At 71.7% G+C, this 23,645-nt stretch carries 24 protein-coding genes and 1 pseudogene; 13 read left to right on the top strand and 12 right to left on the bottom strand.

Annotation, left to right across the window (positions count from 1 at the left end; genetic code table 11):
- Positions 1-89 precede the first annotated feature (89 nt).
- The 3 genes from ACWD01_RS23200 to ACWD01_RS23190 all read left to right on the top strand — a co-directional run bounded on the left by ACWD01_RS23200 (position 90) and on the right by ACWD01_RS23190 (position 2,894).
- The gene (locus tag ACWD01_RS23200) at positions 90-548 is read left to right on the top strand and encodes an N-acetyltransferase family protein (RefSeq protein WP_451164691.1); all 459 of its coding nucleotides are present in this window, start codon (positions 90-92) and stop codon (positions 546-548) included.
- Positions 549-669: 121 nt separating this feature from the next.
- Positions 670-1,671, top strand: a complete 1,002-nt coding sequence (sph, locus tag ACWD01_RS23195; RefSeq protein ID WP_451164690.1) for a sphingomyelin phosphodiesterase — start codon at positions 670-672, stop codon at positions 1,669-1,671.
- A gap of 131 nt (positions 1,672-1,802) precedes the next feature.
- Positions 1,803-2,894, top strand: coding sequence for a S1 family peptidase (locus ACWD01_RS23190; RefSeq protein WP_451164689.1), 1,092 nt, complete (start codon positions 1,803-1,805; stop codon positions 2,892-2,894).
- A 70-nt stretch (positions 2,895-2,964) separates the two neighbouring features.
- Here the strand turns inward: ACWD01_RS23190 and ACWD01_RS23185 are convergent, their stop codons facing one another.
- Positions 2,965-3,444: a macro domain-containing protein gene (locus tag ACWD01_RS23185; RefSeq protein WP_451164688.1), complete on the bottom strand. Its 480-nt coding sequence runs from the start codon at positions 3,442-3,444 to the stop codon at positions 2,965-2,967.
- Between the two features lie 113 nt (positions 3,445-3,557).
- Here ACWD01_RS23185 and ACWD01_RS23180 point away from each other — a divergent pair, with 113 nt between their 5' ends.
- Positions 3,558-4,319: a MerR family transcriptional regulator gene (locus ACWD01_RS23180; RefSeq protein ID WP_451164687.1), complete on the top strand. Its 762-nt coding sequence runs from the start codon at positions 3,558-3,560 to the stop codon at positions 4,317-4,319.
- Positions 4,320-4,403: 84 nt separating this feature from the next.
- Positions 4,404-4,670, top strand: coding sequence for a DUF2087 domain-containing protein (locus ACWD01_RS23175; protein ID WP_451164686.1), 267 nt, complete (start codon positions 4,404-4,406; stop codon positions 4,668-4,670).
- Positions 4,671-4,712: 42 nt separating this feature from the next.
- Here the strand turns inward: ACWD01_RS23175 and ACWD01_RS23170 are convergent, their stop codons facing one another.
- From ACWD01_RS23170 to ACWD01_RS23155, 4 genes are read right to left on the bottom strand one after another with little or no spacing between them, the layout of a single operon-like run.
- Positions 4,713-6,887, bottom strand: a complete 2,175-nt coding sequence (locus ACWD01_RS23170) for a 3-hydroxyacyl-CoA dehydrogenase NAD-binding domain-containing protein (protein ID WP_451164685.1) — start codon at positions 6,885-6,887, stop codon at positions 4,713-4,715.
- A gap of 38 nt (positions 6,888-6,925) precedes the next feature.
- Complete coding sequence (locus ACWD01_RS23165) at positions 6,926-8,140, bottom strand: acetyl-CoA C-acetyltransferase (RefSeq protein WP_451164684.1); 1,215 nt, start codon at positions 8,138-8,140, stop codon at positions 6,926-6,928.
- Positions 8,141-8,161: 21 nt separating this feature from the next.
- Positions 8,162-9,304: an acyl-CoA dehydrogenase family protein gene (locus ACWD01_RS23160; RefSeq protein ID WP_451164683.1), complete on the bottom strand. Its 1,143-nt coding sequence runs from the start codon at positions 9,302-9,304 to the stop codon at positions 8,162-8,164.
- Positions 9,301-10,434 carry a CaiB/BaiF CoA transferase family protein gene (locus ACWD01_RS23155; protein WP_451164682.1) on the bottom strand — a complete coding sequence of 378 codons (1,134 nt, stop codon included), beginning with the start codon at positions 10,432-10,434 and terminating at the stop codon, positions 9,301-9,303. Before ACWD01_RS23155 ends, ACWD01_RS23160 begins: the two co-directional genes overlap by 4 nt.
- 261 nt (positions 10,435-10,695) lie before the next feature.
- Here ACWD01_RS23155 and ACWD01_RS23150 point away from each other — a divergent pair, with 261 nt between their 5' ends.
- Both ACWD01_RS23150 and ACWD01_RS23145 read left to right on the top strand, forming a co-directional pair.
- Positions 10,696-11,895: a saccharopine dehydrogenase family protein gene (locus tag ACWD01_RS23150; protein ID WP_451164681.1), complete on the top strand. Its 1,200-nt coding sequence runs from the start codon at positions 10,696-10,698 to the stop codon at positions 11,893-11,895.
- Positions 11,896-12,145: 250 nt separating this feature from the next.
- Positions 12,146-12,631, top strand: a complete 486-nt coding sequence (locus tag ACWD01_RS23145) for a phospholipase (protein ID WP_451164680.1) — start codon at positions 12,146-12,148, stop codon at positions 12,629-12,631.
- Positions 12,632-12,698: 67 nt separating this feature from the next.
- Here the strand turns inward: ACWD01_RS23145 and ACWD01_RS23140 are convergent, their stop codons facing one another.
- Positions 12,699-13,394, bottom strand: coding sequence for an endonuclease V (locus tag ACWD01_RS23140; protein ID WP_451164679.1), 696 nt, complete (start codon positions 13,392-13,394; stop codon positions 12,699-12,701).
- A gap of 81 nt (positions 13,395-13,475) precedes the next feature.
- Between ACWD01_RS23140 and ACWD01_RS23135 the strand changes: the two genes are divergently transcribed.
- Positions 13,476-13,772, top strand: a complete 297-nt coding sequence (locus ACWD01_RS23135) for a YciI family protein (RefSeq protein ID WP_451164678.1) — start codon at positions 13,476-13,478, stop codon at positions 13,770-13,772.
- A gap of 40 nt (positions 13,773-13,812) precedes the next feature.
- On the opposite strand, the gene ACWD01_RS23130 is transcribed toward ACWD01_RS23135, so the two are convergent.
- Entirely contained in the window at positions 13,813-14,898 is a 1,086-nt protein-coding gene (locus tag ACWD01_RS23130; RefSeq protein WP_451164677.1) for a WD40/YVTN/BNR-like repeat-containing protein, read from the bottom strand.
- A gap of 194 nt (positions 14,899-15,092) precedes the next feature.
- Between ACWD01_RS23130 and ACWD01_RS23125 the strand changes: the two genes are divergently transcribed.
- Positions 15,093-15,509, top strand: a complete 417-nt coding sequence (locus ACWD01_RS23125; protein WP_451164676.1) for an SsgA family sporulation/cell division regulator — start codon at positions 15,093-15,095, stop codon at positions 15,507-15,509.
- 105 nt (positions 15,510-15,614) lie between these two features.
- Here the strand turns inward: ACWD01_RS23125 and ACWD01_RS23120 are convergent.
- Positions 15,615-16,169 (bottom strand): annotated as a pseudogene (locus ACWD01_RS23120) (hypothetical protein); the annotation flags it as partial.
- Between ACWD01_RS23120 and ACWD01_RS23115 the strand changes: the two are divergent.
- The 3 genes from ACWD01_RS23115 to ACWD01_RS23105 all read left to right on the top strand — a co-directional run bounded on the left by ACWD01_RS23115 (position 16,054) and on the right by ACWD01_RS23105 (position 19,885).
- On the top strand, positions 16,054-17,697 hold the full coding sequence (locus ACWD01_RS23115; protein ID WP_451164675.1) for an ABC-F family ATP-binding cassette domain-containing protein: 1,644 nt from the start codon (positions 16,054-16,056) through the stop codon (positions 17,695-17,697). The pseudogene ACWD01_RS23120 and the gene ACWD01_RS23115 overlap by 116 nt on opposite strands.
- A gap of 212 nt (positions 17,698-17,909) precedes the next feature.
- Positions 17,910-18,887, top strand: a complete 978-nt coding sequence (locus ACWD01_RS23110; protein ID WP_451164674.1) for an acyl-ACP desaturase — start codon at positions 17,910-17,912, stop codon at positions 18,885-18,887.
- 86 nt (positions 18,888-18,973) lie between these two features.
- Positions 18,974-19,885: a chitosanase gene (locus ACWD01_RS23105; RefSeq protein ID WP_451164706.1), complete on the top strand. Its 912-nt coding sequence runs from the start codon at positions 18,974-18,976 to the stop codon at positions 19,883-19,885.
- Positions 19,886-19,945: 60 nt separating this feature from the next.
- Here the strand turns inward: ACWD01_RS23105 and ACWD01_RS23100 are convergent, their stop codons facing one another.
- Entirely contained in the window at positions 19,946-20,206 is a 261-nt protein-coding gene (locus ACWD01_RS23100) for a WhiB family transcriptional regulator (protein WP_451164673.1), read from the bottom strand.
- A 305-nt stretch (positions 20,207-20,511) separates the two neighbouring features.
- Between ACWD01_RS23100 and ACWD01_RS23095 the strand changes: the two genes are divergently transcribed.
- The gene (locus ACWD01_RS23095; protein WP_451164672.1) at positions 20,512-21,402 is read left to right on the top strand and encodes a hypothetical protein; all 891 of its coding nucleotides are present in this window, start codon (positions 20,512-20,514) and stop codon (positions 21,400-21,402) included.
- Between the two features lie 65 nt (positions 21,403-21,467).
- Here ACWD01_RS23095 and ACWD01_RS23090 read toward each other — a convergent pair whose 3' ends face one another.
- From ACWD01_RS23090 to ACWD01_RS23080, 3 genes are all read right to left on the bottom strand, one after another.
- Positions 21,468-21,653, bottom strand: coding sequence for a DUF397 domain-containing protein (locus ACWD01_RS23090; protein ID WP_451164671.1), 186 nt, complete (start codon positions 21,651-21,653; stop codon positions 21,468-21,470).
- On the bottom strand, positions 21,650-22,504 hold the full coding sequence (locus ACWD01_RS23085; RefSeq protein ID WP_451164670.1) for a helix-turn-helix domain-containing protein: 855 nt from the start codon (positions 22,502-22,504) through the stop codon (positions 21,650-21,652). Before ACWD01_RS23085 ends, ACWD01_RS23090 begins: the two co-directional genes overlap by 4 nt.
- Positions 22,505-22,645: 141 nt before the next feature.
- A complete protein-coding gene (locus ACWD01_RS23080; RefSeq protein ID WP_451164669.1) occupies positions 22,646-23,644 on the bottom strand; it encodes a multicopper oxidase domain-containing protein in 999 nt (332 codons plus the stop codon).
- Between the last annotated feature and the right edge of the window lies 1 nt (position 23,645).

Raw genomic sequence — 23,645 nt, 5'->3', positions numbered from 1 at the left:
GCCCGGGGGCGCGGGCGGTGGCGAGGGGCGCGAGCGCCGGCCCGGGGGCGCACCCGGCGGCGAGGAGCCGTCCGGATAGCCTGCGCCTCATGACGGACATCGTGATCAGGTCCGCCGTCGCGGACGACGTCCCGGCCATCGTGGCCATGCTCGCCGACGACTCGATGGGGGTGGGCCGGGAGTCCCCCGACGACCTGGAACCCTATCTGGCGGCGTACGAGCGGCTGCGGGACGACCCTCACCAGTACGTGATGGTGGCCGAGCGCGCCGGAACGGTCGTCGGCACGCTCCAACTGACCATCGTGCACGGCCTGTCGCGTCGCGGCAGCACCCGCTCGATCATCGAGGCGGTGCGCGTCCACAAGTCGGAGCGGGGCAAGGGACTCGGGCAGCGGTTCATCGAGTGGGCGATCGAGGAGTCCCGCAACCAGGGCTGCCGGCTGGTGCAGCTGACCTCCGACGCCTCGCGCACCGACGCGCACCGGTTCTACGAGCGGCTGGGCTTCACCGGCTCCCACGTCGGGTTCAAGCTCCCGCTCGCTCCCTGATCTTGGTGTCGCGTACAGAAACCCGGCACCTGACCATTACCAGAAGGTAACTACGGCTGATGTGATGTGCGCGCCGGTCCCCCGGACCGGAGGAAACCCCCCACTCACAACGGGAGATCCAATGCCGCGTCCCCAGCCCCGCCGTGCCGTTGGCGCCACCGTGTCCGCCGCCCTGTCCGCCGTGCTCGCCGCCACCGCCCTGGCGGGCGCGGCGCCGGCGGCGGCCGCGGCGCCGGCCGCCGGAACGCCGGACCTGCGGGTCCTCACCTACAACGCGTTCCTCTTCAGCAAGTCCATGTACCCCAACTGGGGCCAGGACCACCGGGCCGCGGCCATACCCGCGGCGCCGTTCTTCGAGGGCAACGACGTCGTGGTCCTCCAGGAGGCGTTCGACAACTCCTCCTCGGAGGCGCTGCTGCAGAACGCCGCCGGCCAGTACCCGTACCGGACGCCGGTGATGGGCCGGAGCAAGGACGGCTGGGACGCGACCGGCGGCTCGTACTCGTCCACGACACCGGAGGACGGCGGGGTGGCCGTCCTCAGCAAGTGGCCGATCGTCCGCAAGGAGCAGTACGTCTACAAGGACGCGTGCGGCGCGGACTGGTGGTCGAACAAGGGCTTCGTGTACGCGGTCCTCGACGTGAACGGCGTCCTGGTGCACGTCGTGGGCACCCACGCGCAGTCCACGGACCCCGGCTGCGACGCGGGCGAGGCGGCCCGGATGCGCAGCCGTCAGTTCCGCGCCATGGACGCCTTCCTGGACGCAAAGAACATCCCGGCCTCCGAGCAGGTCGTGGTGGCGGGCGACTTCAATGTGGACTCGCGCGCCCCCGAGTACGCCTCGATGCTGGCCGACGGCGGTCTGGTGGGGGCCGACGCGCGCACCGGCCACCCGTACTCGTTCGACACCCGGGACAACTCGATCGCCGCCGAGCGCTACCCGGACGACCCGCGCGAGGACCTGGACCACGTCCTGCACCGGGCGGGTCATGCGAAGCCGTCCGGCTGGACCAATGAGGTGATCAAGGAGCGGAGTGCGCCCTGGTCGGTCTCCAGTTGGGGCACCACCTACACGTACACCAATCTGTCCGACCACTATCCGGTGATTGCCTCCGGCCAGTAGGCGCAAGCCGCCGACGGTGGCCTTAACCCACTGTCAGGGCCATGCCAGATTGAGTCCGCACTCCGGACTGGTCCAGTCCACATTGCCGTCAGGCGATCCCCCACACGGACTCGTACGAAGGAGAAGCCCCCATGAGACGCACGCTCCGCGCGCGCATCTGCCTTCCCGCTCTGCTGGCCCTGACCACCGTCGCACTCGGCTCCCCCACGGCCGGCGCGGCCGACACCGCCGGCGCGGACGCCGGTGGCGGCGGCAACCCGAGCCCGGGCGTCGCCGCGTCGCCCGCCCAGTACTCCCTGCACACCACGCTCGAACGCGAACTCGGTGACCGCAGCGCCGGTTCGTACCTCGACGCCCAGAGCGGCGAACTCGTCGTCACCGTCACCGACGCCGAGGCCGCCGAGGAGGTACGGGCCACCGGCGCCCGCGCCGAGCTCGTGAGCCACAGCATGGCCCAGCTGCGGGCCGCCATGGACACCCTGGAGTCCAAGGCGAGGATCACCGGCACGTCGTGGGGCATCGACCCGTCGGCCAACAAGGTCGCCGTCGAGGCCGACAGCACCGTCTCCGCGGCCTCGATGGCCAAGCTGCGGAGCGTCGCCGCGCGGCTCGGCGACGCCGTCGTCATCAAGCGCGTCCCCGGCGCGTTCAAGAAGGAGGTGACGGGCGGCGACGCAATCTACGGCGGCGGCTACCGCTGCTCGGCCGCCTTCAACGTCTCCGACGGCGCCGCCCGCTACTTCCTGACGGCCGGTCACTGCACCAACGCCGCGAGCAGCTGGTCCGCCACCTCCGGCGGCCCGGCGATCGGCACCCGCACGGGCACCAGCTTCCCCACCAACGACTACGGCATCGTCCGCTACACCGACGGCTCCCAGCCGGCGGGCAACGTCAACCTCTACAACGGCACCCACCAGGACATCACCGCGGCGGCCGACGCGATCGTCGGCCAGTCCCTCCGCAAGAGCGGCTCCACGACCCGGCTCACCAGCGGCACGGTGACCGCGGTGGACGTCACCGTCAACTACGGGGACGGCCCGGTCCACGGCCTGGTCCGCACCACGGCCTGCTCCGCGGGCGGCGACAGCGGCGGCGCCCACTTCGCCGGCTCCACGGCGCTCGGCATCCACTCCGGCAGCGCCAGCTGCGAGGGCGCCAACGGCTCCGCCCTCCACCAGCCGGTCAAGGAGGCCCTCGCCGCCTACGGCGTCGCCGTCTACTGACCCCGGCTCCGCACACCAGGGCGTGCCCACTCCCCCGGGCACGCCCTCGGCGTGTCCGGCGCGGGCCGGGTCAGTCCCCGTGGTCGTAGACCGTGACCGGTATTGAGCGGGCCGTCAGCCGGGCGGTTATCAGCGGTTCGATCCGCGACCAGGTGCCGCCTGCGAGACCGCAGCCGATCCGCGGCATATGGACGGAGGCGCCCAGCTCGACGGCCTTGTCCCCCACCGCCGCCAGGGCCCTGTCGATCGCCTCGTACCGCACCGGCACCCCCTTGCTGCCGGTCCGTATGCCGCGCTGGCCCACCAGGTTGGCCACCCACAGATACGGGCCGACCTGGACGAACTGCGCCGCGCCCAGCCCGAAGTCGTTGCCCGCGCGGCCGCGGTGCCAGCGGCGATAGGCCGCCTCGGGCTCCGGCCAGCGGCGGGACAGGGCGAGGACGAAGCCCTTGCCCCAGCCGCCGAGGTCGTTGCACACATGGACGATCAGCTTGACGCCTTTGGCCTGCGGCGCGGTGGCGTCCCCCCGGACATACCTGATCTCGGACATGGCACCACCGTACGATCCGCCACTGACATCGGACCTCGATCGCCCCATGCCTTTCACAACACTGGTGAGACAGCAATACTGTTGCACTGGAGTGGACCAGCAGAAGGAGGGTCATGGCGACCGAGACCGAGGAGCCGACGCTCACCGTCGACGAACTGGCCGCACGCGCCGGGGTCACCGTGCGCACCATCCGGTTCTACAGCACCCGCGGTCTGCTGCCGCCGCCCGTCATCGGGCCCCGCCGGGTCGGGCACTACGGGAGCGAGCACGTCTCGCGGCTGGCACTGATCGAGGAGTTGCAGCGCCAGGGGATGACGCTCGCCGCGATCGAGCGCTATCTCGGGCAGCTGCCGGCGGACCTGAGCGCGCAGGATCTGGCGATCCACCGGGCGCTGGTGGCCTCGTGGGCCCCGGAGTCGGCGGAGGAGGTCGGCCGGGAGGAGCTGGAGCGGCGGGCGGGCCGGGCGCTGTCGGAGCAGGATGTCGGCCGGCTGGCCGCGATGGGCGTCCTGGACCGGGCCGGCGCGGACGCGTACCGGCTGGACTGCGGGCTGCTGCGGCTCGGCGTGGAGCTGCTGGACGTGCCGATCGCGCACGAGACGATCCTCGCGTCCCGCACGGTGCTGCTGGAGCACGCGCGGGCCGCGGCCGAGGATCTGAGCCGGCTCTTCCGTGACGAGGTCTGGGGCCCCTACCGGGAACGCGAGTCGGACCCCGACCATGTCAAGGCCATGAAGTCGCTCTCCGCCCATATGCAGCCGATGGTGATCCAGGCCCTGGTGACGGCGTTCCAGCGGTCGCTGCGGGAGGAGCTGCGGGCCGCGTTCACGAAGGAGCAGGACGGGAGTCCGCCGGAGAGCGGCCGGGAGGCGTAGGAGTCGTAGCGGACGTGGGGGCGTGGGGGCGTGGGGGATGTAAATGCGTTGCCCGGGCCATGGTGGTGCGCGAGGGTACCGGTCATGTCCGATCAGGCAACCAGCTCCGCGCGCGGCGTCCACGCCCAGGGGCGGCTGACCGCGATCCCCCGCAGGCCGGCCCGTCGCGAGCAGCTGCTCGTGCACCTGGCCGAGACGCTGTTCGACCAGGGCCGCGACTACACCGAGCGGGAGGTCAACGACGCGCTGCGCTCCGTGCACGACGACTGCGCGGCGCTGCGCCGCCATCTGGTGGTGGCCGGGCTGCTGAGCCGGACGAGGGACGGCGGCAGCTACCGGCGTGGCCGGTGACTGCCGCCGTCGTGGCGGTCCTGCGTCAGGCGTCGCGGCGCGTCACGCGTCGGTGAAGACCTCGCCCCGCTCCGCCTTCTCGACCAGCAGCGCGGGCGGCTGGAAGCGCTCGCCGTAGCGCTCGGCCAGTTCGCGGGCGCGAGCCAGGAAGCCGGCCGGGCCGCCCTCGTAGCCGTTGATGTACTGCAGGGCGCCGCCGGTCCAGGCCGGGAAGCCGATGCCCATGATGGAGCCGATGTTGGCGTCGGCGACCGAGGTGAGGACGTCCTCCTCGAGGCAGCGGACGGTGTCCAGGGCCTCGGAGAAGAGCATCCGCTCCTTCATGTCCTCGAACGGGACGTCGGCCCCCTCGCGGGTGAAGTGCTCCCGCAGTCCCGGCCACAGGCCGAGGCGCTTGCCGTCCTCGTCGTAGTCGTAGAAGCCCGCGCCGCCGCTGCGGCCGGGGCGGCCGAACTCGTCGACCATCCGGTCGATCACCGAGTCCGAGGGATGGCCGGCCCAGGTGCCGCCGGCCTCCTCGACCGCGCGCTTCGTCTCGTTGCGGATCTTCCGCGGCAGGGTGAGGGTCAGCTCGTCCATCAGGGACAGCACCTTCGCCGGGTATCCGGCCTGCGCGGCCGCCTGTTCGACGGAGACGGGGTCGACGCCCTCACCGACCATCGCGACGCCCTCGTTGATGAACTGGCCGATGACACGGGAGGTGAAGAAGCCGCGGGAGTCGTTGACGACGATCGGCGTCTTGTTGATCTGCCGGACCAGGTCGAAGGCGCGGGCCAGCGCCTCGTCGCCGGTGCGCTCGCCCTTGATGATCTCCACCAGCGGCATCTTGTCGACCGGGGAGAAGAAGTGCAGTCCGACGAAGTCGTCCGGCCGCGAGACGCCCTCGGCGAGGACGGTGATGGGGAGGGTGGAGGTGTTGGAGCACAGGAGCGCGTCGGGCTCCACGACGTCCTGGATCTCCTGGAACACCTTGTGCTTGAGCGCGGTGTCCTCGAAGACGGCCTCGATCACGGCGTCGCAGCCCGCGAGGTCGGCGGCGTCGGCGGTCGGCGTGATCCGGGCGAGCAGGGCGTCGGCCTTCTCCTGGGTGGTGCGGCCCCGGGACACGGCCTTGGCGCACAGCTTCTCCGAGTAGCCCTTGCCCTTGGCGGCGGACTCGGCGGTGACGTCCTTGAGGACGACGTCCATCCCGGCGCGGGCGCAGGAGTACGCGATGCCGGCGCCCATCATGCCGGCGCCGAGGACGGCGACCTTGCGCACGGGCCGCGGCTCGACGCCCTGGGGGCGGCTGCGGCCGGCGTTGACGGCCTGGAGGTCGAAGAAGAACGCCTGCATCATGTTCTTCGCGATCGCGCCGGTGACCAGCTCGGTGAAGTAGCGCGCCTCGATGACCTGCGCGGTCTCGAAGTCGACCTGGGAGCCCTCGACGGCGGCCGCGAGGATGTTGCGCGGCGCCGGGTAGGGGGCGCCGGCGGTCTGCTTGCGCAGGTTCGCGGGGAACGCGGGCAGGTTGGCGGCGAACTTGGGGTTCGACGGGGTGCCCCCGGGGATCTTGTAGCCCTTGACGTCCCAGGGCTGCCGGGACTCCGGGTTGGCGTCGATGAAGGCGCGGGCCTTCGCGATCATCTCCTCCTCGGTGGCGGCCACTTCGTGGATGAGGCCGTTCTCCAGCGCCCGCGCCGGGCTGTACTGGGTGCCCTGGAGCAGCAGCTTGAGCAGCGCGTCCGCGATGCCCATGAGCCGTACGGAGCGGGTGACGCCGCCGCCGGCCGGGAGGAGGCCGAGGGTGACCTCGGGGAGGCCGATCTTGGAGCCGGGCGCGTCGAGGGCGACGCGGTGGTGGCAGGCGAGGGCGATCTCGTAACCGCCGCCGAGGGCCGCGCCGTTGATGGCGGCGACGACGGGCTTGCCGGTGGTCTCGATCCGGCGCAGGGCGCGCTTGATGCCCATGCCCGCCTCGAAGACGAACTGCGCGTCGTCGGGTCCGGCCTTGATCATGTCCTTGAGGTCGCCGCCCGCGAAGAAGGTCTTCTTGGCGGAGGTGAAGATGATGCCGCGGATGGAGTCCTGCTCGGCCTCCACGCGGTCGGCGACGGCCGCGATCGAGGCCTTGAAGGCCTGGTTCATGGTGTTGGCGGACTGGTTCGGGTCGTCGAGGACGAGGGTGACGACGCCGGTCTCGTCCTGTTCCCAGCGGATGGTGGTGGGCTCGCTCATGGTGGTGGCTACTCCGTAAGGCAGGAAGAGGACGGGGGTCAGAGGCGCTCTACGACGGTGGCGACGCCCATGCCGCCGCCCACGCACAGGGTGGCGAGGCCGTACCGCTTGTCCCGGCGTTCGAGTTCGTCCATGAGGGTGCCGAGGATCATCGCCCCGGTCGCGCCCAGCGGGTGGCCCATGGCGATCGCGCCGCCGTTGACGTTGACCTTGTCCAGCGACAGCCCCATGTCCTGGACGAAGCGCAGGACGACGCCGGCGAAGGCCTCGTTGATCTCGACCAGGTCGATGTCGTCGATGGTCAGCCCGGCCTTGGCCAGTGCCTTGCGGGTGGCGGGCGCGGGGCCGGTGAGCATGATGGTCGGCTCGGAGCCGGAGACGGCGGCGGAGACGATCCGGGCGCGCGGGGTCAGGCCGTTCCGCTCACCGGCCTCCTTGGAGCCGATGGCGACGAGGGCCGCGCCGTCCACGATGCCGGAGGAGTTGCCCGCGTGGTGGACGTGGTCGATCTTCTCGACCCAGTGGTACTTCTGCAGGGCGACGGCGTCGAAGCCGCCGAGGTCGCCGATGCCGGCGAACGAGGGCTTGAGGGCGGCGAGGGAGTCGGCGGTGGTGCCGGGCCGCATGTGCTCGTCGTGGTCGAGGACGACCAGGCCGTTGCGGTCGCGGACGGGGACGACGGAGCGCTCGAAGCGCCCGTCCTTCCACGCCTCTGCCGCCCGCTCCTGGGACAGCGCCGCGTACTCGTCCACGTCGCGCCGGGACCAGCCGCCGAGGGTGGCGATCAGGTCGGCGCCGATGCCCTGGGGGACGAAGTTGGTCTCGTAGTTGGTCATCGGATCCGCGAACCAGGCGCCGCCGTCGGAGGCCATCGGCACGCGGGACATCGACTCGACGCCACCGGCGAGGACGAGTTCCTCCCAGCCCGAACGGATCTTCATGGCGGCCAGGTTGACCGCTTCGAGGCCCGAGGCGCAGAAGCGGTTCTCCTGCACTCCGGCGACGGTGTCGGGCAGACCGGCGGCGATGGCCGCGATCCGGGCGATGTCGGAGCCCTGGTCGCCGACCGGGCCGACGACGCCGAGGACGATGTCGTCGATCTCGGCCGGGTCCAGGCCGGGGAAGCGGGCCTGGATCTCGTGGATCAGTCCGACGACGAGGTCGATCGGCTTGGTGCCGTGCAGGGCTCCGTTCGCCTTGCCGCGTCCGCGGGGGGTGCGGATCGCGTCGTACACGTACGCTTCGGTGGTCACCTTGTCAGCCTTTCGGGAGGTTTAGCCGAGCAGGGAGCGGCCGATGATCTCTTTCATGATCTCGGTCGTGCCGCCGTAGATGGTCTGGACGCGTCCGTCGGTGAAGGCACGGGCGACGCGGTACTCGTTCATGTAGCCGTACCCGCCGTGGAGCTGGAGGCAGCGGTCGGCGGCGCGCTTCTGGAGTTCGGTGGCCCACCACTTGGCCATCGAGGCGTGGACGGCGTCCAGTTCGCCCTTGGCGTGGTCCTCGATGCAGCGGTCGAGGAAGGCGCGGGTGACGGCGCACTCGGTCGCGAGCTCGGCGATCTCGAAGCGGACGTGCTGGAGCTTCGCGAGCGGCCTGCCGAACGCCTCCCGCTCCTTCACGTACTCGGTGGTGATCTCCAGCAGGTGTTCGGCGGCGGCGATGCCGGCCACGGCTATGGCCATCCGCTCCTGCGCCAGATTGGTCATCAGGTGGACGAAGGCGCCGTTCAGTTCGCCGAGCAGGTTCTCCTTGGGGACGCGGACGTCGTGGAAGAACAGCTCGGCGGTGTCCTGGGACTTCTGGCCGATCTTGTCGAGGTTGCGCCCGCGCTCGAAGCCTTCCGCGCCGCGCTCGACGACGAGCAGCGACAGGCCGTGCGCGCCGCCCTCCGGGGTCGTCTTCGCGACGACCACGACCAGGTCGGCGAGGATGCCGTTGGAGATGAAGGTCTTGGAGCCGTTCAGCAGCCAGTGGTCGCCGCGGTCCTCCGCCGTGGTGCGGATGCCCTGGAGGTCGGAGCCCGCGCCCGGCTCGGTCATGGCGATGGCCGTGATGGTCTCGCCGCTGCAGAAGCCGGGCAGCCAGCGCCGCTTCTGCTCGTCGGTGGCGAGCGAGGTCAGGTAGGGCCCGATGATGTCGTTGTGCAGGCCGATGGCGAGGCCCGGCGCGCCGGCCCGGGTGAACTCCTCGTGCAGCACGGCCGCGTACCGGAAGTCGTCGTTCCCGCCGCCCCCGTACTCCTCCGGCACGGCGAGGCCGAGCAGGCCCTGGCGGCCCGCCGCCAGCCAGACCTCGCGGCTGACGATGCCGTCCTTCTCCCACTGCTCGTAGTGGGGCTGCACCTCCTTGGCGAGGAAGGTGCGGACGGTCTCACGGAACGCCTCGTGCTCGGCGGCGAAGATCTGGCGCTTCAACGGTCCTCCTGGGGCTGGATGCCGGGTACGTCCCAGTCGCGGGCGACCTCCGCGGTGTCCGCTCCGGGCAGTGCGGGCCCACGGGTCACGGCCCCGGGGGTGACGGAGAAGCGGGGCGCCGGCGCGGGCTGCGTGATGCCGCTGTGGTCGGTGAAGGTGCCGCGGGCGGCGAGGTGCGGATGGGCGGGGGCCTCGCGCAGCGAGAGCACGGGCGCCACGCAGGCGTCGGAGCCTTCGAAGACGGCCGTCCACTCGGCGCGCGTCCGGGTCCTGAACCGGTCGGCGACCGCCTGGCGCAGCTCGTCCCAGCGGGCGAAGTCCTTGCGGGCGGGGATGTCGTCCTTGATGCCGAGCCGCTCGACGAACTCGTCGTAGAACTGCTGCTCCAGCGCGCCGACGGCCATGGCGTGGCCGTCGGACGTCTCGTAGGTGCCGTAGAAGGGGCAGCCGCCGTCGAGGAGGTTGGCGCCGCGGCGGTCCTGCCAGCCGCCGGCGGCCATCATGCCGTGGATCATCGTGGCGAGGTGGGCGGCGCCGTCGACGATGGCGGCGTCGACGACCTGGCCGGCGCCGCCTTCCGTGCGGGCGTGCTGGAGCGCCGCGAGCACGCCGATGACCAGGTAGAGCGATCCGCCCGCGTAGTCGCCGACGAGGTTGGCGGGGACGACGGGCGGCTCGTCGGCCTTGCCGATCATGGAGAGGGTGCCGGTGAGGGCGATGTACGCGATGTCGTGGCCGGCCCGCTCCGCCAGCGGCCCCTCCTGCCCCCAGCCGGTCATCCGGCCGTAGACCAGGCGCGGGTTGCGGGCGAGGCAGGCGTCGGGGCCCACACCGAGGCGCTCCGCGACGCCGGGCCGGTATCCCTCGATGAGCACGTCCGCGCGCTCGGCCAGGTCGAGGACCTGACCTGGCCCGTCCGCGGACTTGAGATCGATCAGCACCGAGCGCTTGTTGCGGTTGGTGAGGTCGTACGCCGGGTCGATGGCGAGCCCGGCGCCGCCGGGACGGTCGACGCGCACGACATCGGCCCCGAGGTCGCCGAGGAGCATCGCGGCGAACGGCCCGGGCCCGATGCCGGCCAGCTCCACCACGCGCACCCCTGCCAGCGGGCCGTTCCCTGTCGCCGTCATCCAGCACCCCAGCATCTATGTGACACAACTGATGTAACACCAGTGATGATAAGAATGCTTCCCGAGCCGCACAAGGGTTTCGGCAGAGCAAGCGCTTAGCCGCGAGCGACACGCGGTGATTCGCCGTACGGCCCCGGCGGGTCACCGATGGGAAACGGATCTTCTGCCGGGCCGGATGGCGCGCTAGCCTCAGCCACCGACATCGGCGTGGGGCAGGGCCGCCGGCCCTCATCCGCCGACGGCCAGACGGCGGAGGAGCCAGTGGACAGCCAGAACGCGACGGACCGCGCAGAGCGCCCGTACGACATCGTGCTCTTCGGGGCGACCGGATTCGTCGGCGTGCTCACCGCCGAATATCTTGCGCACCACGCGCCCGGGGACCTCCGGTGGGCCCTCGCCGGGCGCAGCCGCGACAAGCTCGAGCGCCTGCGGGAGCAGCTCGCGGTCATCGACCCCGCGTACGCCGCCCTGCCGCTGATCGAGGCCGACGCCTCGGACCACGGATCGCTCCGGGAGCTCGCCGGGTCCGCGCGGGTCGTGGCCACGACGGTCGGCCCGTACGTCTGGTACGGCGAGGGCCTGGTCGCCGCGTGCGCGGAGGCGGGCACGGACTACGTCGACCTGACCGGCGAGCCCGAGTTCGTGGACGAGATGTACGTGCGGCACGACGCACGCGCCCGGGAGACGGGAGCGCGGCTCGTGCACGCGTGCGGGTTCGACTCGGTGCCGCACGACCTGGGCGTGTACTTCACGGTCGGGCAGCTGCCCGAGGGCGTGCCGCTCGCGGTCGACGGCTTCGTCCGCTCCAACGCGATGTTCTCCGGCGGGACGATGGCCTCCGCGCTCACCGCGATGGGCCGCGGGCGGCAGACGCTGCGCGCCGCGCGGGAACGCCGGCTGCACGAGCCGCGCCTGGTCGGCCGCCGCGCCCGGGCGCCGTTCGCCGGGCCCCGCTTCAGCCCCGAGACCGGGGCGTGGGCGCTGCCACTGCCGACGATCGACCCGCAGGTCGTGGCCCGTTCGGCCCGCGCGCTCGAACGCTACGGCCCCGACTTCCGCTACCGGCACTACGCGGCGGTCCGGACCCTGCCGATGGCCCTCGGCGGCCCGGCCGCACTCGGCGTGGGCTTCGCGCTCGCCCAATTCCCGGCCGCCAGGCGGTGGCTGATGGACCGTTACGCGCCGGGCGACGGCCCCAGCGCGAAGCGCCGCGCGGAGAGCTGGTTCTCCGTCCGCTTCGTCGGCGAGGGCGGCGGCCGCCGGGTCTTCACCGAGGTGACGGGCGGCGACCCCGGCTACGACGAGACGGCGAAGATCCTCGCGGAGTCGGCGATGTGCCTCGCCGGCGACACGCTGCCGCGGACCTCCGGACAGGTGACGCCGGCCGTCGCGATGGGCGACGCGCTGCTGACGCGGCTTCAGCGGGCGGGCCTGCGCTTCCGGGTGGCGCACACCCGCTGACGACCGACCGTGCCCCGCCCGTACGTGCGTACGGGCGGGGCACACCCATGCGCGGACGTCCCGCCCTGTGTCCTGTGTGCTCCGTCTTGTCCGGCGAGCGGTGGGTTCACGGCTCGGTGACACCAAGATTTCATCCGTTGCATGTGACGCAAAGACTGTGCAGGACGCGCGTATAGCGGGACTCTGGAGCTGCCCGTGGACAGGCCACGTGGCGCGCACCAACCCCCGTTCCTCACATGGAGGTTTCTGCATGCGTCGCCGTTTCGCCCTGCCGCTCGTCTCCGCCGCACTCGCACTGCCCGCCGCGCTGCTCCCCGCCGGCTCCGCCTCCGCCGCCCCCGCCGACAAGCTCCAGGTGCTCAGCTCCTGGACCCAGACCAGCGCATCCAGCTACAACGCCTGGGCCGCCGCCCGGGCCAACCAGGGCGCGTGGAGCGCCTACGGCTTCAACTGGTCCACGGACTACTGCTCCACGTCGCCGGACAACCCGTTCGGCTTCCCTTTTAGGATGTCATGCGCACGCCATGACTTCGGATACCGCAACTACAAGGCCGTCGGCCGCTTCGACGCCAACAAGTCCAGACTCGACTCGGCGTTCTACGAGGACCTGAAGCGGGTGTGCAACCGCTACTCCGGCTGGACCCGCTCCTCGTGCAACTCCACGGCGTGGACGTACTACCAGGCCGTCAAGGCCTTCGGGTACTCCGCGGCGGTCGACAGCGGCAAGGCCGCCTGAGCGAAAGCCTGCGGAAGGAAGTGAGGCCCCGTCACTGCGACGGGGCCTCACCCCAGGGCCGGACCCCTCACCCGCCCGTCGCCTCCCGAAGCGCCCTGCGGCACAGGGCGTCGGCCCGCCGCGTCGTCTCCGGGACCCGGAACTCGGGGGCGAGCCGCAGCGTGTGCGCGCACGCCGCGTCGAGCGTGACCCTGTGCCCGGCCGAGACGAACACCGGCTTCACACCCCGCTGGGTACGCAGCGCCCGGCCGACCTCTTCCCCGTCGTCGGCGACCAGCGCGGCGAAGTCACCCCGCTCCGGGCCCAGTTCGCCGTAGGTGAAGACGAACGGGTTCTTGGCGACGCCGATCGCCGGCAGCCCGGTCAGCACCCCCAGATGGCTGGCCAGCCCGAAACGCCGGGGATGCGCCCGGCCGTAGCCGTCGCAGACGACCAGGCCGGGGTCCGACGTGAGCGACCCGAGCGCGGCCAGCACCGTCGGGATCTCGCGGAACGCGAGCAGCCCGGGCACGTACGGGAAGGTGATCCGGCCGATCGCCGTGGCCTCTTCGACCACGGCCAGCGTCGCCGCGTCCAGCACGACCGCCGCCGCCGCGACGACGTCGCGCTCGTCGTCGTACGCCACGTCGACACCGGTCACCCGGCCGGCGCCGACGGGCGGGCCCGGCTCGTCCAGGACGACGCGGGCGCGCAGTTCGTCCTGGACGGCCAGGGCCTCTTCTTCGTTCACGGGCCAGCCGGCGGGCGCTTCGACGATCTTCATGATGCCGCCCACCCTATGACCCGCCGGCGGCGGCCGGCCCAGGAGCGGGTGTGCGGCGGGACACCCGGTAGCGTGGCGATCATGTTCGTGATGGAGCTGACCTACACCGCGCCGCTCGAGCGCGTCGAACCGCTGCTGGAAGCCCATGTGGCCTGGCTGGACGGGCTGTACGAGGAGGGCGTCGTCATCGCGTCCGGCCGCAAGAAGCCGCGCGACGGCGGGATCGTGCTGGCCGTCGGGGACGATCGCGCGCGGATCGAGAAGCTCGCGGCGACCGACCCCTTCGTCGTCGGCGGGGTGTGCGCGTACCGGATCACGGAGTTCGTCGCGACCAAGACCGCCCCGGAGCTGGCTCCGTACCGGCAGCAGCCCTCCTGAGGCCCTGACGGCCCGGCTGCCGGGCTGCCGGGCTGCCGGGTCAGAACTCCAGGCGTGCGACCCGGCCCTTCTCCCCCGACGCCCAGCAGCCGAAGTCCGCGGTGCAGTCGACGGTGTCGAACGAGCCCGTGTCGACCGTGCGCCAGGTGCGGCCGCCGTCGGTCGTCAGGTCCGTCCCGGTGGGCCCGACGGCGAGCGCGGCGGACCGGCTGTGCGGCAGCCAGGCCACACCCGAGCGGTACGCGCCCGGCGGGTTCTTCGCCTGGCCCCAGGTGCGGCCGCCGTCCCGTGTGACGGCGGCGGCCTGCGGCGAGGGCTGGTCGCGGCGGTAGTCGCCGCCGACCGCGAGTCCGTGCCGCCGGTCGCGGAACGCCAGCGCGAAGACGCCGCGGGCCGGGTCGCCGGCCGGGATCGTGGACTCGGTGACGGTCCAGTTCAGCCCCCGGTCGGCGGAGTGCAGGACCCGGGCCGTCGCGCCACCGCCGGTGGCCAGCCACACGTCCTTGGGCCCGGCGCTGACGAGGCACTGGCCGCTCGCCGCGAAGCCCGCCTCACCGGGCAGCGCGGGCGGCATCCCGGCGTCGGGCAGCACCCGCCACGAACGGCCGCCGTCGTCGGTCGACAGGATGCGGTACTTGCCGTCCACCGGATCGCTCATGGCCAGCCCGTGACGGCTGTCGAAGAACGTCACGCAGTCGTAGAACGCGCGCGGATCGGTGTTGCGGAACGACTCCGTCCAGGTCGCCCCGCCGTCCTCGGTGCGCAGCACCCGGGACGCCTCCCCCTCGCCGATGGCCAGGACCACGGCCCGCCGGGCGTCGAACGCCTCGATGTCACGGAACTCCAGCCCCTCGGCGCCGGGCGGCGAGACGTCGAGCCAGTCACGGCCGCCGTCGTCCGTGCGCAGCACGGTCCCCTTGGAGCCCGCGACCCACGCGGTGCTCCGGCTGACCGGCGCCAGCCCGCGCAGCCGCACGTCCGTCCCGGTGTCCTTCAGGCTCCAGTGGGTGCCCGCCGGCCGGTCCGCGGCCGGCGCCGCGTGCGCCGGCCCGGCCAGCACGGCCGCCACGGCAGCCGCGCACAGCCCCACGGACACCGCTCTTCTCGTCTTCCCCTTGGACGTCATGGCGCTGGAAGCTAGCCCAGCGGCCGACGGACCGTCCAGGGTGCGTGGAGGGTCCGATACGGGCCACCGGCGCGGGCGGTGACACATGTCACGCTTCACGGAGGTGCACGGAACCACTCGTTCCGACGTCTTCTTTGGTGTCAGCAGAATCCGCGCCACAGGTCCCGGCGAGCCGCAATCGAAGGAGCGGGCCCTTGTCCACCGTCATCGAGCAGGCCGTTCAGGCCCGACTCGTCGCCTCCGCACCCCAGATGGAGTCCGTACCGGCGACCCTGCACTACGACCCGCTGGACCCGTTCGCCGTGCGGATCGACTTTCCCGGCCCGGCGACCCTGGAGGGCACGGACGTGTCCTGGGCGTTCTCGCGGGAGCTGCTGGCGGAGGGCGTCCACGAGCCGGCCGGTCTCGGTGACGTCCGGGTGCGGCCGTACGGCTACGACCGGACGGTGCTGGAGTTCCACGCGCCGGAGGGCATGGCCATGGTGCACATCCGCACCGATGAGCTGCGGCGTTTCCTCGACCGGGTGCAGGAGTTGGTCCCTACCGGCTGCGAGCACCTGTACCTGGGCCTGGAGGAGGACCTGACGGAGCTGCTGCGCGACGCCTCCTGACCGCGGTTCCCGTGGCGCCGCCCGGGGCGGGCGCACCCGGGCGGGCGCACCGGGGCCATGACGTCGAGCGGGGGCGCCGACGCCCTGCGCGCACGGGTCGGTCACGCCGGGTACGAAGACGCCATCGGCGCCGGCCGCGACACAGGCGGCGGCCCGCTTCAGCATCTCCTCCAGCCGGTCGCGCACGGCAACGGTTCCGGCCGGATACGCGTCGATGCCCGCGTTGACGAAGAGTGCGACGCCGGCGCTCGGGGTGGTGACCCCGGGGCGGACGGGGGCGTCGGCGGAAATTAATCCGTTGACGGCGATCCGGCCCGCTCCTAGCGTGTTCCACGGTTCTGTCGTCGTCGATCGGAGTAGGACGTTGCTCGTCTGAGGTCTTGAGACACCGTGCGGCACGGCTTCCTGCCCTTGCGCCGCGTGTGCGACCTCGGCGACTCGTGCCGTCCACCCCGCGACCGGGACCTCTCCTCCCGGCGTCCGTCGCCCCGCCCCGGTGTCTCCACCCGTTGCCCGTTCCGCACCAAGCAACCGGGAGGCCCTTGTGTCTACTTCCCCCACCTTCGTCACCTGCTCCGCCCTCGATTTCGCCTGGCCCGACGGCACCGTCGTGTTCGAGGACTTCCATCTCGCGATCGGGCCCGGCCGCACCGGTCTCATCGGTCTCAACGGGTCGGGGAAATCGACCCTGTTGAAGCTGATCGCCGGCGCCGCCACGCCCTCTGGCGGAACGGTCCGCACCATGGGCGAGGTCGGCCATCTGCCGCAGAACGTCGTCCTGGACACCGGCCTGCGCGTGGACGAGGTGCTCGGCATCGCGGGCACCCGGGCGGCGCTGCACGCCATCGAGGCGGGCGACCCGGCGGAGGAGCACTTCGCCGCGGTCGGCGACGACTGGGACGTCGAGGAGCGCGCGCACGCCACGCTGGACCAGCTCGGCCTCGGGCACATCGGCCTCGATCGCACCATCGGCGAGGTCTCCGGCGGCGAGGGCGTCCTGCTGCGGCTGGCCGCGCTGCTGCTGGCCCGGCCGGACGTGCTGCTGCTAGACGAGCCGACGAACAACCTCGACCTGTTCGCCCGCCGGCGCCTCTACGACGCGGTGGAGCGCTGGTCCGGGGTGCTGGTCGTGGTCAGCCACGACCGCCGGCTCCTGGAGCGGGTCGACCAGATCGCCGACCTGCGGGACGGCGAGGTCAGCTGGTACGGCGGCAACTACTCGGCCTACGAGCAGGCCCTTGCCGTCGAACAGGAGGCCGCGGAGCGAATGGTGCGCGCCGCGGAGGCCGACGTACAGCGGCAGAAGCGCGAGCTCTCCGAGGCGCACGTCAAGTTGGCCCGCCGCAAGCGGTACGGCCAGAAGATGTACGACACCAAGCGCGAGCCGAAGATCGTGATGAACGCGCGCAAGCGCTCGGCCCAGGAGTCGGCCGGCAAGCACCGCATCATGCACACGGAGAAGCTCGCGGAGGCGAAGGAGCGCCTCGACGAGGCGGTGGAGGCCGTACGCGACGACGACGAGATCCGGATCGAGCTGCCCAGCACCCTGGTGCACCCCGGGCGCGGGGTGCTGCGTCTGCGGGAGCTGCGGCTGCGGTACGGGGCCGAGGTGCGGGGCGAGTTGGAGGTGCGCGGCCCGGAGCGGATCGCGCTCGTGGGACGCAACGGCGCGGGCAAGACGACGCTGCTGCGCACGATCGCGGGCGAGCTGGAGCCGGTGGCGGGCGAGGCGGTGGCCGAGGTGCCGCTGCGATTCCTGCCGCAGCGCCTGGACCTGCTGGACGACGAACTGAGCGTGGTGGAGAACGTGGCCCGCTTCGCGCCCGACGCCACGAACAACCGGATCAGGGCACGGCTCGCGCGCTTCCTGTTCCGTGGCGCGCTCGCCGACCAGCCGGCCGGGACGCTGTCGGGCGGCGAGCGGTTCCGCGCGGCGCTAGCGGCGCTGCTGCTCGCCGAGCCGGCTCCGCAGCTCCTCATGCTGGACGAGCCGACGAACAATCTCGACATGGCGAGCGTGCGCAGTCTGACGGCGGCGCTGGAGTCGTACGAGGGGGCACTGATCGTCGCCAGCCACGACCCGGTGTTCCTGGACTCGATCGGCATCACCCGCCGGCTGCTGCTCGACGGCGGGCTGCGGGACGTGTCGGCGGAGGAGCTGCGGGAGGGGGCTTTCCGGGTGGAATGAGGACGGAAGCGGCGGCGGGGGCGACCGGGCCCCGCCGCCGCCGGCGTCCGGTCCGTGAGATGGCTCTCCCCGTACCCGCCCGAGCAGCCCCCATAGCGGTGCGTAACGGGACATCGCAGATCCGGGCTTGGCCGGGGCCTTATGGCGTGTTTAACCTACGGTTTCGTAACCTACGAGTACGTAGGTAACTCTCCCGTCCCCCAGGAGCCCCCGTGACGATCACCTCTCCCCACCTCGGCAGTTCGGAAGCGTGGACAGACGCCCGGCTGCTGTTCGCGCTGGAAGAGGTGGTGGAGAAGGAACTCAACCGCCATCTGAAGGTCGCCAAGGACTGGATGCCGCACGAGTACGTTCCCTTCTCCGACGGCCGCAACTTCCCCGGAATCTTCGACGACGGCGAGGCCTGGGAGCCCAGCCAGTCCAAGGTCACCGACATCGGCAAGATCGCGCTGGTGGTGAACCTGCTCACGGAGGACAACCTCCCGAGCTACCACCACGAGATCGCCTCCCTCTTCGGCCGCGACGGCGCCTGGGGCACCTGGGTGCACCGCTGGACCGCGGAGGAGGGCCGGCACGGCATCGTGATGCGCGACTACCTGCTCACCTCGCGCGCCGTCGACCCGGACAAGCTGGAGCAGTTCCGGATGGCCCACATGGCGGAGGGCTTCGAGTCGGACAACCGCCACTCGATGCTGCACTCCGTCGCGTACGTCGCCTTCCAGGAGCTCGCGACGCGCGTGTCGCACCGCAACACCGGCCACCAGTCGGGTGACCCCGTCTGCGACCGGATGCTGGCGCGCATCGCGACCGACGAGAACCTCCACATGGTCTTCTACCGCAATCTGCTGGGCGCGGCCTTCGAGCTCGCCCCCGACCTGACGATGCAGGCCGTGCGCGACGTCGTCGTCAACTTCCGGATGCCGGGACACGGGATGCCGGGCTTCGAGCGGGCCGCCGCGCAGATGGCGATCGGCGAGATCTACAACATGCGCATCCACCACGACGACGTGCTGCAGCCGGTGCTGCGCTACCTGAAGGTCATGGAGATCGACGGTCTCGGGCCCGAGGGCCAGCAGGCGCAGGACGAGCTCGGCCTCTACATGGGCGGGCTGGACGCCGAGGCGCTCAAGTTCGACGAGAAGCTCGCCGCGCGCAAGGCCCGGATGGCGGCCCGCGCAGCGGCGCAGTAACACCGGCCGGGGGCGCCGGCCCGACGGCAGGGCAGGGGGCTTCTGGGGCGTGACGGCGGCACCGTACGCTGTCCCGCGTGAAGCCCCTGACCCGTATCGTCCTGATCGGCGCCCCGATAGCCGTGGCCGTATCCGTCCTGTTCGGCGCGGACGGCGAGGCGCAACGTCCCAAGGACGACCCGAGTCTGCGCATCAGCACCACGCCGACGGCGCCCGACCCGCTCAAGTCCGGCACGCCGGAGCAGCAGCGGGAACTGGAGAAGCGCATCGACGCGATGCCGCCCGGCCTCGCGGACCCGGCCAAGAACGAGATCGCCGCCCGGCTGGTGGCGAGCGCCGAGAACTCGACGCTCGACTGGCGCGGCCAGTACGGCGCCATCGAGGACATCGGCGACGGCAACGGCTACACGGCCGGGATCGTCGGCTTCTGCTCGGGTACGAACGACATGCTCCAGCTCGTCGAGTACTTCACGAAGAAGCACCCGGACAACCCGCTCGCCCGCTACCTCCCCGCCCTGCGCGCGGTCGACGGCACCGACTCGCACGAGGGGCTCGGCGAGCCGTTCGAGGCGGCCTGGGCGAAGACCGCGAAGGACCCCGCGTTCCGCGCGGCGCAGGACGAGATCCGGGACCGCATCTACTTCGACCCGGCGGTGCGGCTCGCCAAGATGGACGGCCTGTCCACCCTCGGCCAGTTCATCTACTACGACGCGATGGTGCTCCACGGCCCGGGCATCGGCCCGCAGGGCTTCTACGGCATCCGCGAGGCGGCGATGAAGGTGGCCGACACGGCCGCGGAGGGCGGCGACGAGAAGGCGTATCTGAACGCCTTCCTCGACGCCGGCCGGGCCGTGATCAAGCAGCAGAAGACCGAGCAGACCAGGGACTCGTCCCGGATCGACACCGCCCAGCGGGTGTTCCTGCGCGGCGGCAACATGGATCTGACCACCCCGCTCGTGTGGCGCGTGTACGGGGAGACGTTCCGCATCGGCTCCTGAGCTTCCGCAGCGGCTCCTGAGCGGGTTGGCTCGTGAGCGGCGGGCTCCGGCCCGCTCCGGTCAGTTCGAGGCGCGCTTGAGGCGGAGGCGTTCCTTCTCGGAGAGGCCGCCCCAGACGCCGAACCGCTCGTCGTTCGCCAGGGCGTACTCGAGGCACGCCACCCGTCCTTCGCACGCCCCGCAGAGCTGCTTGGCCTCGCGGGTGGAGGAGCCGGGGGCCGGGAAGAAGAACTCGGGGCCCGCCTGGGCGCACAACGCGCTCTCCTGCCAGGAGAGTTCGTCCTCGGTGGTGGGGGCGGTGATGGTGGTGTTGATCGGCATGGGGACCACCTTGCCCATGGCCGATAAACATCGGCTCAATGAAGCGTCAACGACTGACGGCCCCTCCCCGCTGCCGCCGATTCTGCCCCCGCGTCCCGCCCGTCCGCACGGCGGCGCGCCCGGCTGTTTTCCGGCCCGCGCAATCGCGTTGCGCCACGGCAGCGGCATCCGGCAGGATCATCGGCCATGACGACCAGAAAGGCCCATGCCGCGTAGGCGCCCTACGCCGCCCTTGGCCAACGCGCCGCCGGACCGGCCCGCACCACCGCCGAGCCCGTACGCCACTTGCCGAGGAGCCCCGCCGCATGGACACCACCCCGCTGACCCCCTACGCCCGGCTGCCGCGACGCGCCCACGCCGGGCAGCGCATCCTGTACAGCACCGTGGACGCCTTCGGGCGCGCGCACTGGCTGCTCACCGGGGCCACCGGCGCCGGCCCGGGCGACGGTCCGTACGACGCGTCGGTCGTCACCGTGGACGACGGCCGGGTGGAGGAGACCCGGCTCAGCGCGGTGACCGCGCGGTATCCGCTCCTGGACGCCCTGCCCGACGGCGGTTTCGTCGTGGCCGACGCGCGCCGCCGGGGCGGCGCGGACCACGTCCAGGTCTTCGACCCGCTGGGCAGGACGAGCTGGGCCTTCGCCGTCGGCGACGGGATCGAGCACCTGCTCGCCGACGAGAGCGGCGATCTGTGGGTGGGGTACTTCGACGAGGGCGTGTTCGGCGACGACCCGCTCAGCCACGCCGGGCTGCGCCGCTGGTCGTCGACGGGCGAGGCCCGGTGGGAGCTGCCGCAGGCCACCGCGGACGGGTGCATGGCGGACTGCTACGCCCTGAACGCGCACCGGGGCGAGGCATGGGCCTGCTACTACACCGACTTCCCGCTGGTCCGGGTCCGCGCCGACGGCTCGGTGCGCGTGTGGGACTCACCGGTCGCCGGTGCGAAGGCGACCGCCGTCCACAGCGGTGGTGCGGCCTTCTTCGGCGGCTACGGCCCGGAGGAGGACCGGCTCGTCCTGTGCACGCTGACCGAGCGCGCCGCCGCGCCGTATCTGCACAGCACGCTCGTCCGGCCCGACGGATCGCCCGTCGGGAAGCGCCGCGTCCTCGCCCGCGGTTCGCGCCTGTACGTCCAGGCCGACCCGTTCACCGCGTGGGAGACGTGGGACCTGGCCGCTGACGTGACCCGCGGCTGAGCGGCCCGCGACGACGAGCGCCCCGGAGCCGGACTTGAACCGGCACGGGGCGCTCGCCTGCGGAGTCAGACCTCGGTGGCGTACGAGACGAAGCTCGTCCATGAGGTGGGCGAGACGGCGAGTTGGGGGCTCCGGTCGACCTTGGAGTCCCGGACGTGGACCGTCCCCGGCGTCGTCGCCACCTCGAGGCAACTGTCCCCGGAACTGCCGCTGTAGCTGCTCTTGAACCAGGCCAGTTCTGTGGTACTCATGCTGCTCCTCGCATCCGACGCAACAGGCCCCCGGATTCCTCCAACGAGAGGGCCTGTGACCGCATCCTGGCATACCGCATCTGGAGCATGCTGACCACCTTGGCGTCGGAGATGAACTGGCCGCTCTCCTGCCCCTCGCAGTACGCGAACCACTTGTTGTCCGGTGTCTCCGCGAGTTGCATCGGCCCGTCGATCCCGGCGTGCGTGAGCCGCGTCTGCGGCATGACCTGGACCTCGATGTTGCGGAGTTCGGACAGCTCGATGATGTGAGGCAGCAGCTCCGCACACGCCTCCGCGCCGCGCCGGAGCACATGTTCCTCGATGATGAAGCTGAACGCCGTGTTCGGGCGCTCCCGCAGCAGCCGCTGACGCTCCGTCCGCGCCGTCAGCCGTTCCTCGATCTCCTCGTCGCCGAGCGGCGGAAGGCGCTCCGAGAACAGCGCACGCGCGTACGCCTCCGTCTGCAACAGGCCGGGAATCAACCGGCATTCGTAGGTGTAGAGGTTGATCGCCTCCGCCTCGAGCTGTGCCCACTGCCGGAACCAGCTCGCCAGCCCCGGCTTGCGCGACAGGTGTTTCGCCGCGCCCCGCAGCACCCCGAACGCGTCGAGCACCTCTTCCGCCCGCTCCACGAAGTCCACCGGTGGGAAGCGGCGGCCCTGCTCGATCGACGCGACCGTCGGCAGCGAGTACCGGACCCGGGGCGCGAACTGCTCCTGCGTCAGCCGTGCCCGCCGGCGCAGCGCCTTGACGACCTCCCCGAACGATTTGAGGCTGGCGCAGCTCTCCGGCTCCGTCCCGCCCACCGGCCCGTTGTCCCCCACAGCGTTGCCGCCGTCACCTGCCGCCATGCCGCCCACCTCCACGTACCGTGTCGCAACTCCCCCATCGTCACGGTTTGTCACGGGCGGTGTCCACCGAACGTACCCGTACGCTGACTCAGCGTACGGGTACGTGGGCTGGCGCGGGGTCGGGCCGTATGCGGGAGCCGGTCAGTGCGCGTGGCCCCCGCCGGCCCCGTCGCCCGCCGGGTGATGAGGTTCGTAACCCGGGATGGTGCCGTCCGGTTTGGCGACGAGGATGAGACCGGCCATGCCCATGTCCGAGTGGCTCTGGACGTGGCAGTGGTACATCCACGCGCCGGCGCCCACGTGTTCGCCGGCGATCACCTGGAAACCGAAGGAGTCGGCGGGGCCGGTGATCTTGTTGTCGATCACCCGGCTGACGTCCTCGGGGCCGGCCAGCAGGCCGGTCCTGTTGTCGGCCCAGCGGTGACCGTGCAGATGGAAGGTGTGGTAGAACTCGCCGTGCGTGATCATGATGATCTCGACGCGGTCGCCCACCGTGGCAAGGAAGTTGGGCGGGGCGGCGGCCGGGCGGTTGTTGATCGTCATGTCGTTGAAGACGATCGTGAACTGCTTGTCGGGCAGGATGTCGTCCTTCCTGCGCACCACCAGCGGACCGTAGAGGCCCTTGCGGATGCCGCCGGTGCCGTGGTCGGTGCCGACCACATGGTCGTGGTAGTGCCAGTAACCCGCGCTGCCCGCCCGCCAGGTGCCGTCCGGGCGCCGGCCCGGGGCGTGGGTGCGCCAGGTGTAGGTGCGGGTGGCGCCCGGTTCGACATGGCTGCGGCTCATTCGCGTGCCGTCGTTGGCGATGTCGTAGTCGACGCCGTGGGGGTGCAGGCTGACGGGGACGTCCATCAGGTTCTCGAACTCGATGTGCAGTGTGTCGCCCTCGACGAGTTCGATCAGCGGGCCGGGGATCGTGGGCCGGCCCTTCTCCAGGCCGTATCCCATCGAGCCGTTCGCCAATTTCTCGGCGTACAGCTTGAGATGGCGTACCTGACCGCCCGCCTGGGCAGTCTTGGGTGCGCCCTTCGCCGGGGCGGGAGCGGCACTGGAGGCGGAAGCGGCCGACAACGATGTCACACCGGCGGCCGCCACGGCGCCACTCGCGAGGAGGCGCCGGTTGAAGCTCCGTCTGTCCATG

The organism is Streptomyces sp. NPDC002835, from assembly GCF_053591995.1.
The sequence above is the reverse complement of the archived record's forward strand: the minus strand, read 5'-3'. Positions and strand labels throughout refer to the sequence as shown.

What these genes read in the sequence shown, in the direction of transcription:
- ACWD01_RS23200 (WP_451164691.1), top strand. Translation starts at nt 90, where the DNA reads ATGACGGACATCGTGATCAGGTCCGCCGTCGCGGACGACGTCCCGGCC.
- sph (WP_451164690.1), top strand. Translation starts at nt 670, where the DNA reads ATGCCGCGTCCCCAGCCCCGCCGTGCCGTTGGCGCCACCGTGTCCGCC.
- ACWD01_RS23190 (WP_451164689.1), top strand. Translation starts at nt 1,803, where the DNA reads ATGAGACGCACGCTCCGCGCGCGCATCTGCCTTCCCGCTCTGCTGGCC.
- ACWD01_RS23185 (WP_451164688.1), bottom strand. Translation starts at nt 3,444, where the DNA reads ATGTCCGAGATCAGGTATGTCCGGGGGGACGCCACCGCGCCGCAGGCC.
- ACWD01_RS23180 (WP_451164687.1), top strand. Translation starts at nt 3,558, where the DNA reads ATGGCGACCGAGACCGAGGAGCCGACGCTCACCGTCGACGAACTGGCC.
- ACWD01_RS23175 (WP_451164686.1), top strand. Translation starts at nt 4,404, where the DNA reads ATGTCCGATCAGGCAACCAGCTCCGCGCGCGGCGTCCACGCCCAGGGG.
- ACWD01_RS23170 (WP_451164685.1), bottom strand. Translation starts at nt 6,887, where the DNA reads ATGAGCGAGCCCACCACCATCCGCTGGGAACAGGACGAGACCGGCGTC.
- ACWD01_RS23155 (WP_451164682.1), bottom strand. Translation starts at nt 10,434, where the DNA reads ATGACGGCGACAGGGAACGGCCCGCTGGCAGGGGTGCGCGTGGTGGAG.
- ACWD01_RS23145 (WP_451164680.1), top strand. Translation starts at nt 12,146, where the DNA reads ATGCGTCGCCGTTTCGCCCTGCCGCTCGTCTCCGCCGCACTCGCACTG.
- ACWD01_RS23140 (WP_451164679.1), bottom strand. Translation starts at nt 13,394, where the DNA reads ATGAAGATCGTCGAAGCGCCCGCCGGCTGGCCCGTGAACGAAGAAGAG.
- ACWD01_RS23135 (WP_451164678.1), top strand. Translation starts at nt 13,476, where the DNA reads ATGTTCGTGATGGAGCTGACCTACACCGCGCCGCTCGAGCGCGTCGAA.
- ACWD01_RS23130 (WP_451164677.1), bottom strand. Translation starts at nt 14,898, where the DNA reads ATGACGTCCAAGGGGAAGACGAGAAGAGCGGTGTCCGTGGGGCTGTGC.
- ACWD01_RS23100 (WP_451164673.1), bottom strand. Translation starts at nt 20,206, where the DNA reads ATGCCGATCAACACCACCATCACCGCCCCCACCACCGAGGACGAACTC.
- ACWD01_RS23095 (WP_451164672.1), top strand. Translation starts at nt 20,512, where the DNA reads ATGGACACCACCCCGCTGACCCCCTACGCCCGGCTGCCGCGACGCGCC.
- ACWD01_RS23090 (WP_451164671.1), bottom strand. Translation starts at nt 21,653, where the DNA reads ATGAGTACCACAGAACTGGCCTGGTTCAAGAGCAGCTACAGCGGCAGT.
- ACWD01_RS23085 (WP_451164670.1), bottom strand. Translation starts at nt 22,504, where the DNA reads ATGGCGGCAGGTGACGGCGGCAACGCTGTGGGGGACAACGGGCCGGTG.
- ACWD01_RS23080 (WP_451164669.1), bottom strand. Translation starts at nt 23,644, where the DNA reads ATGGACAGACGGAGCTTCAACCGGCGCCTCCTCGCGAGTGGCGCCGTG.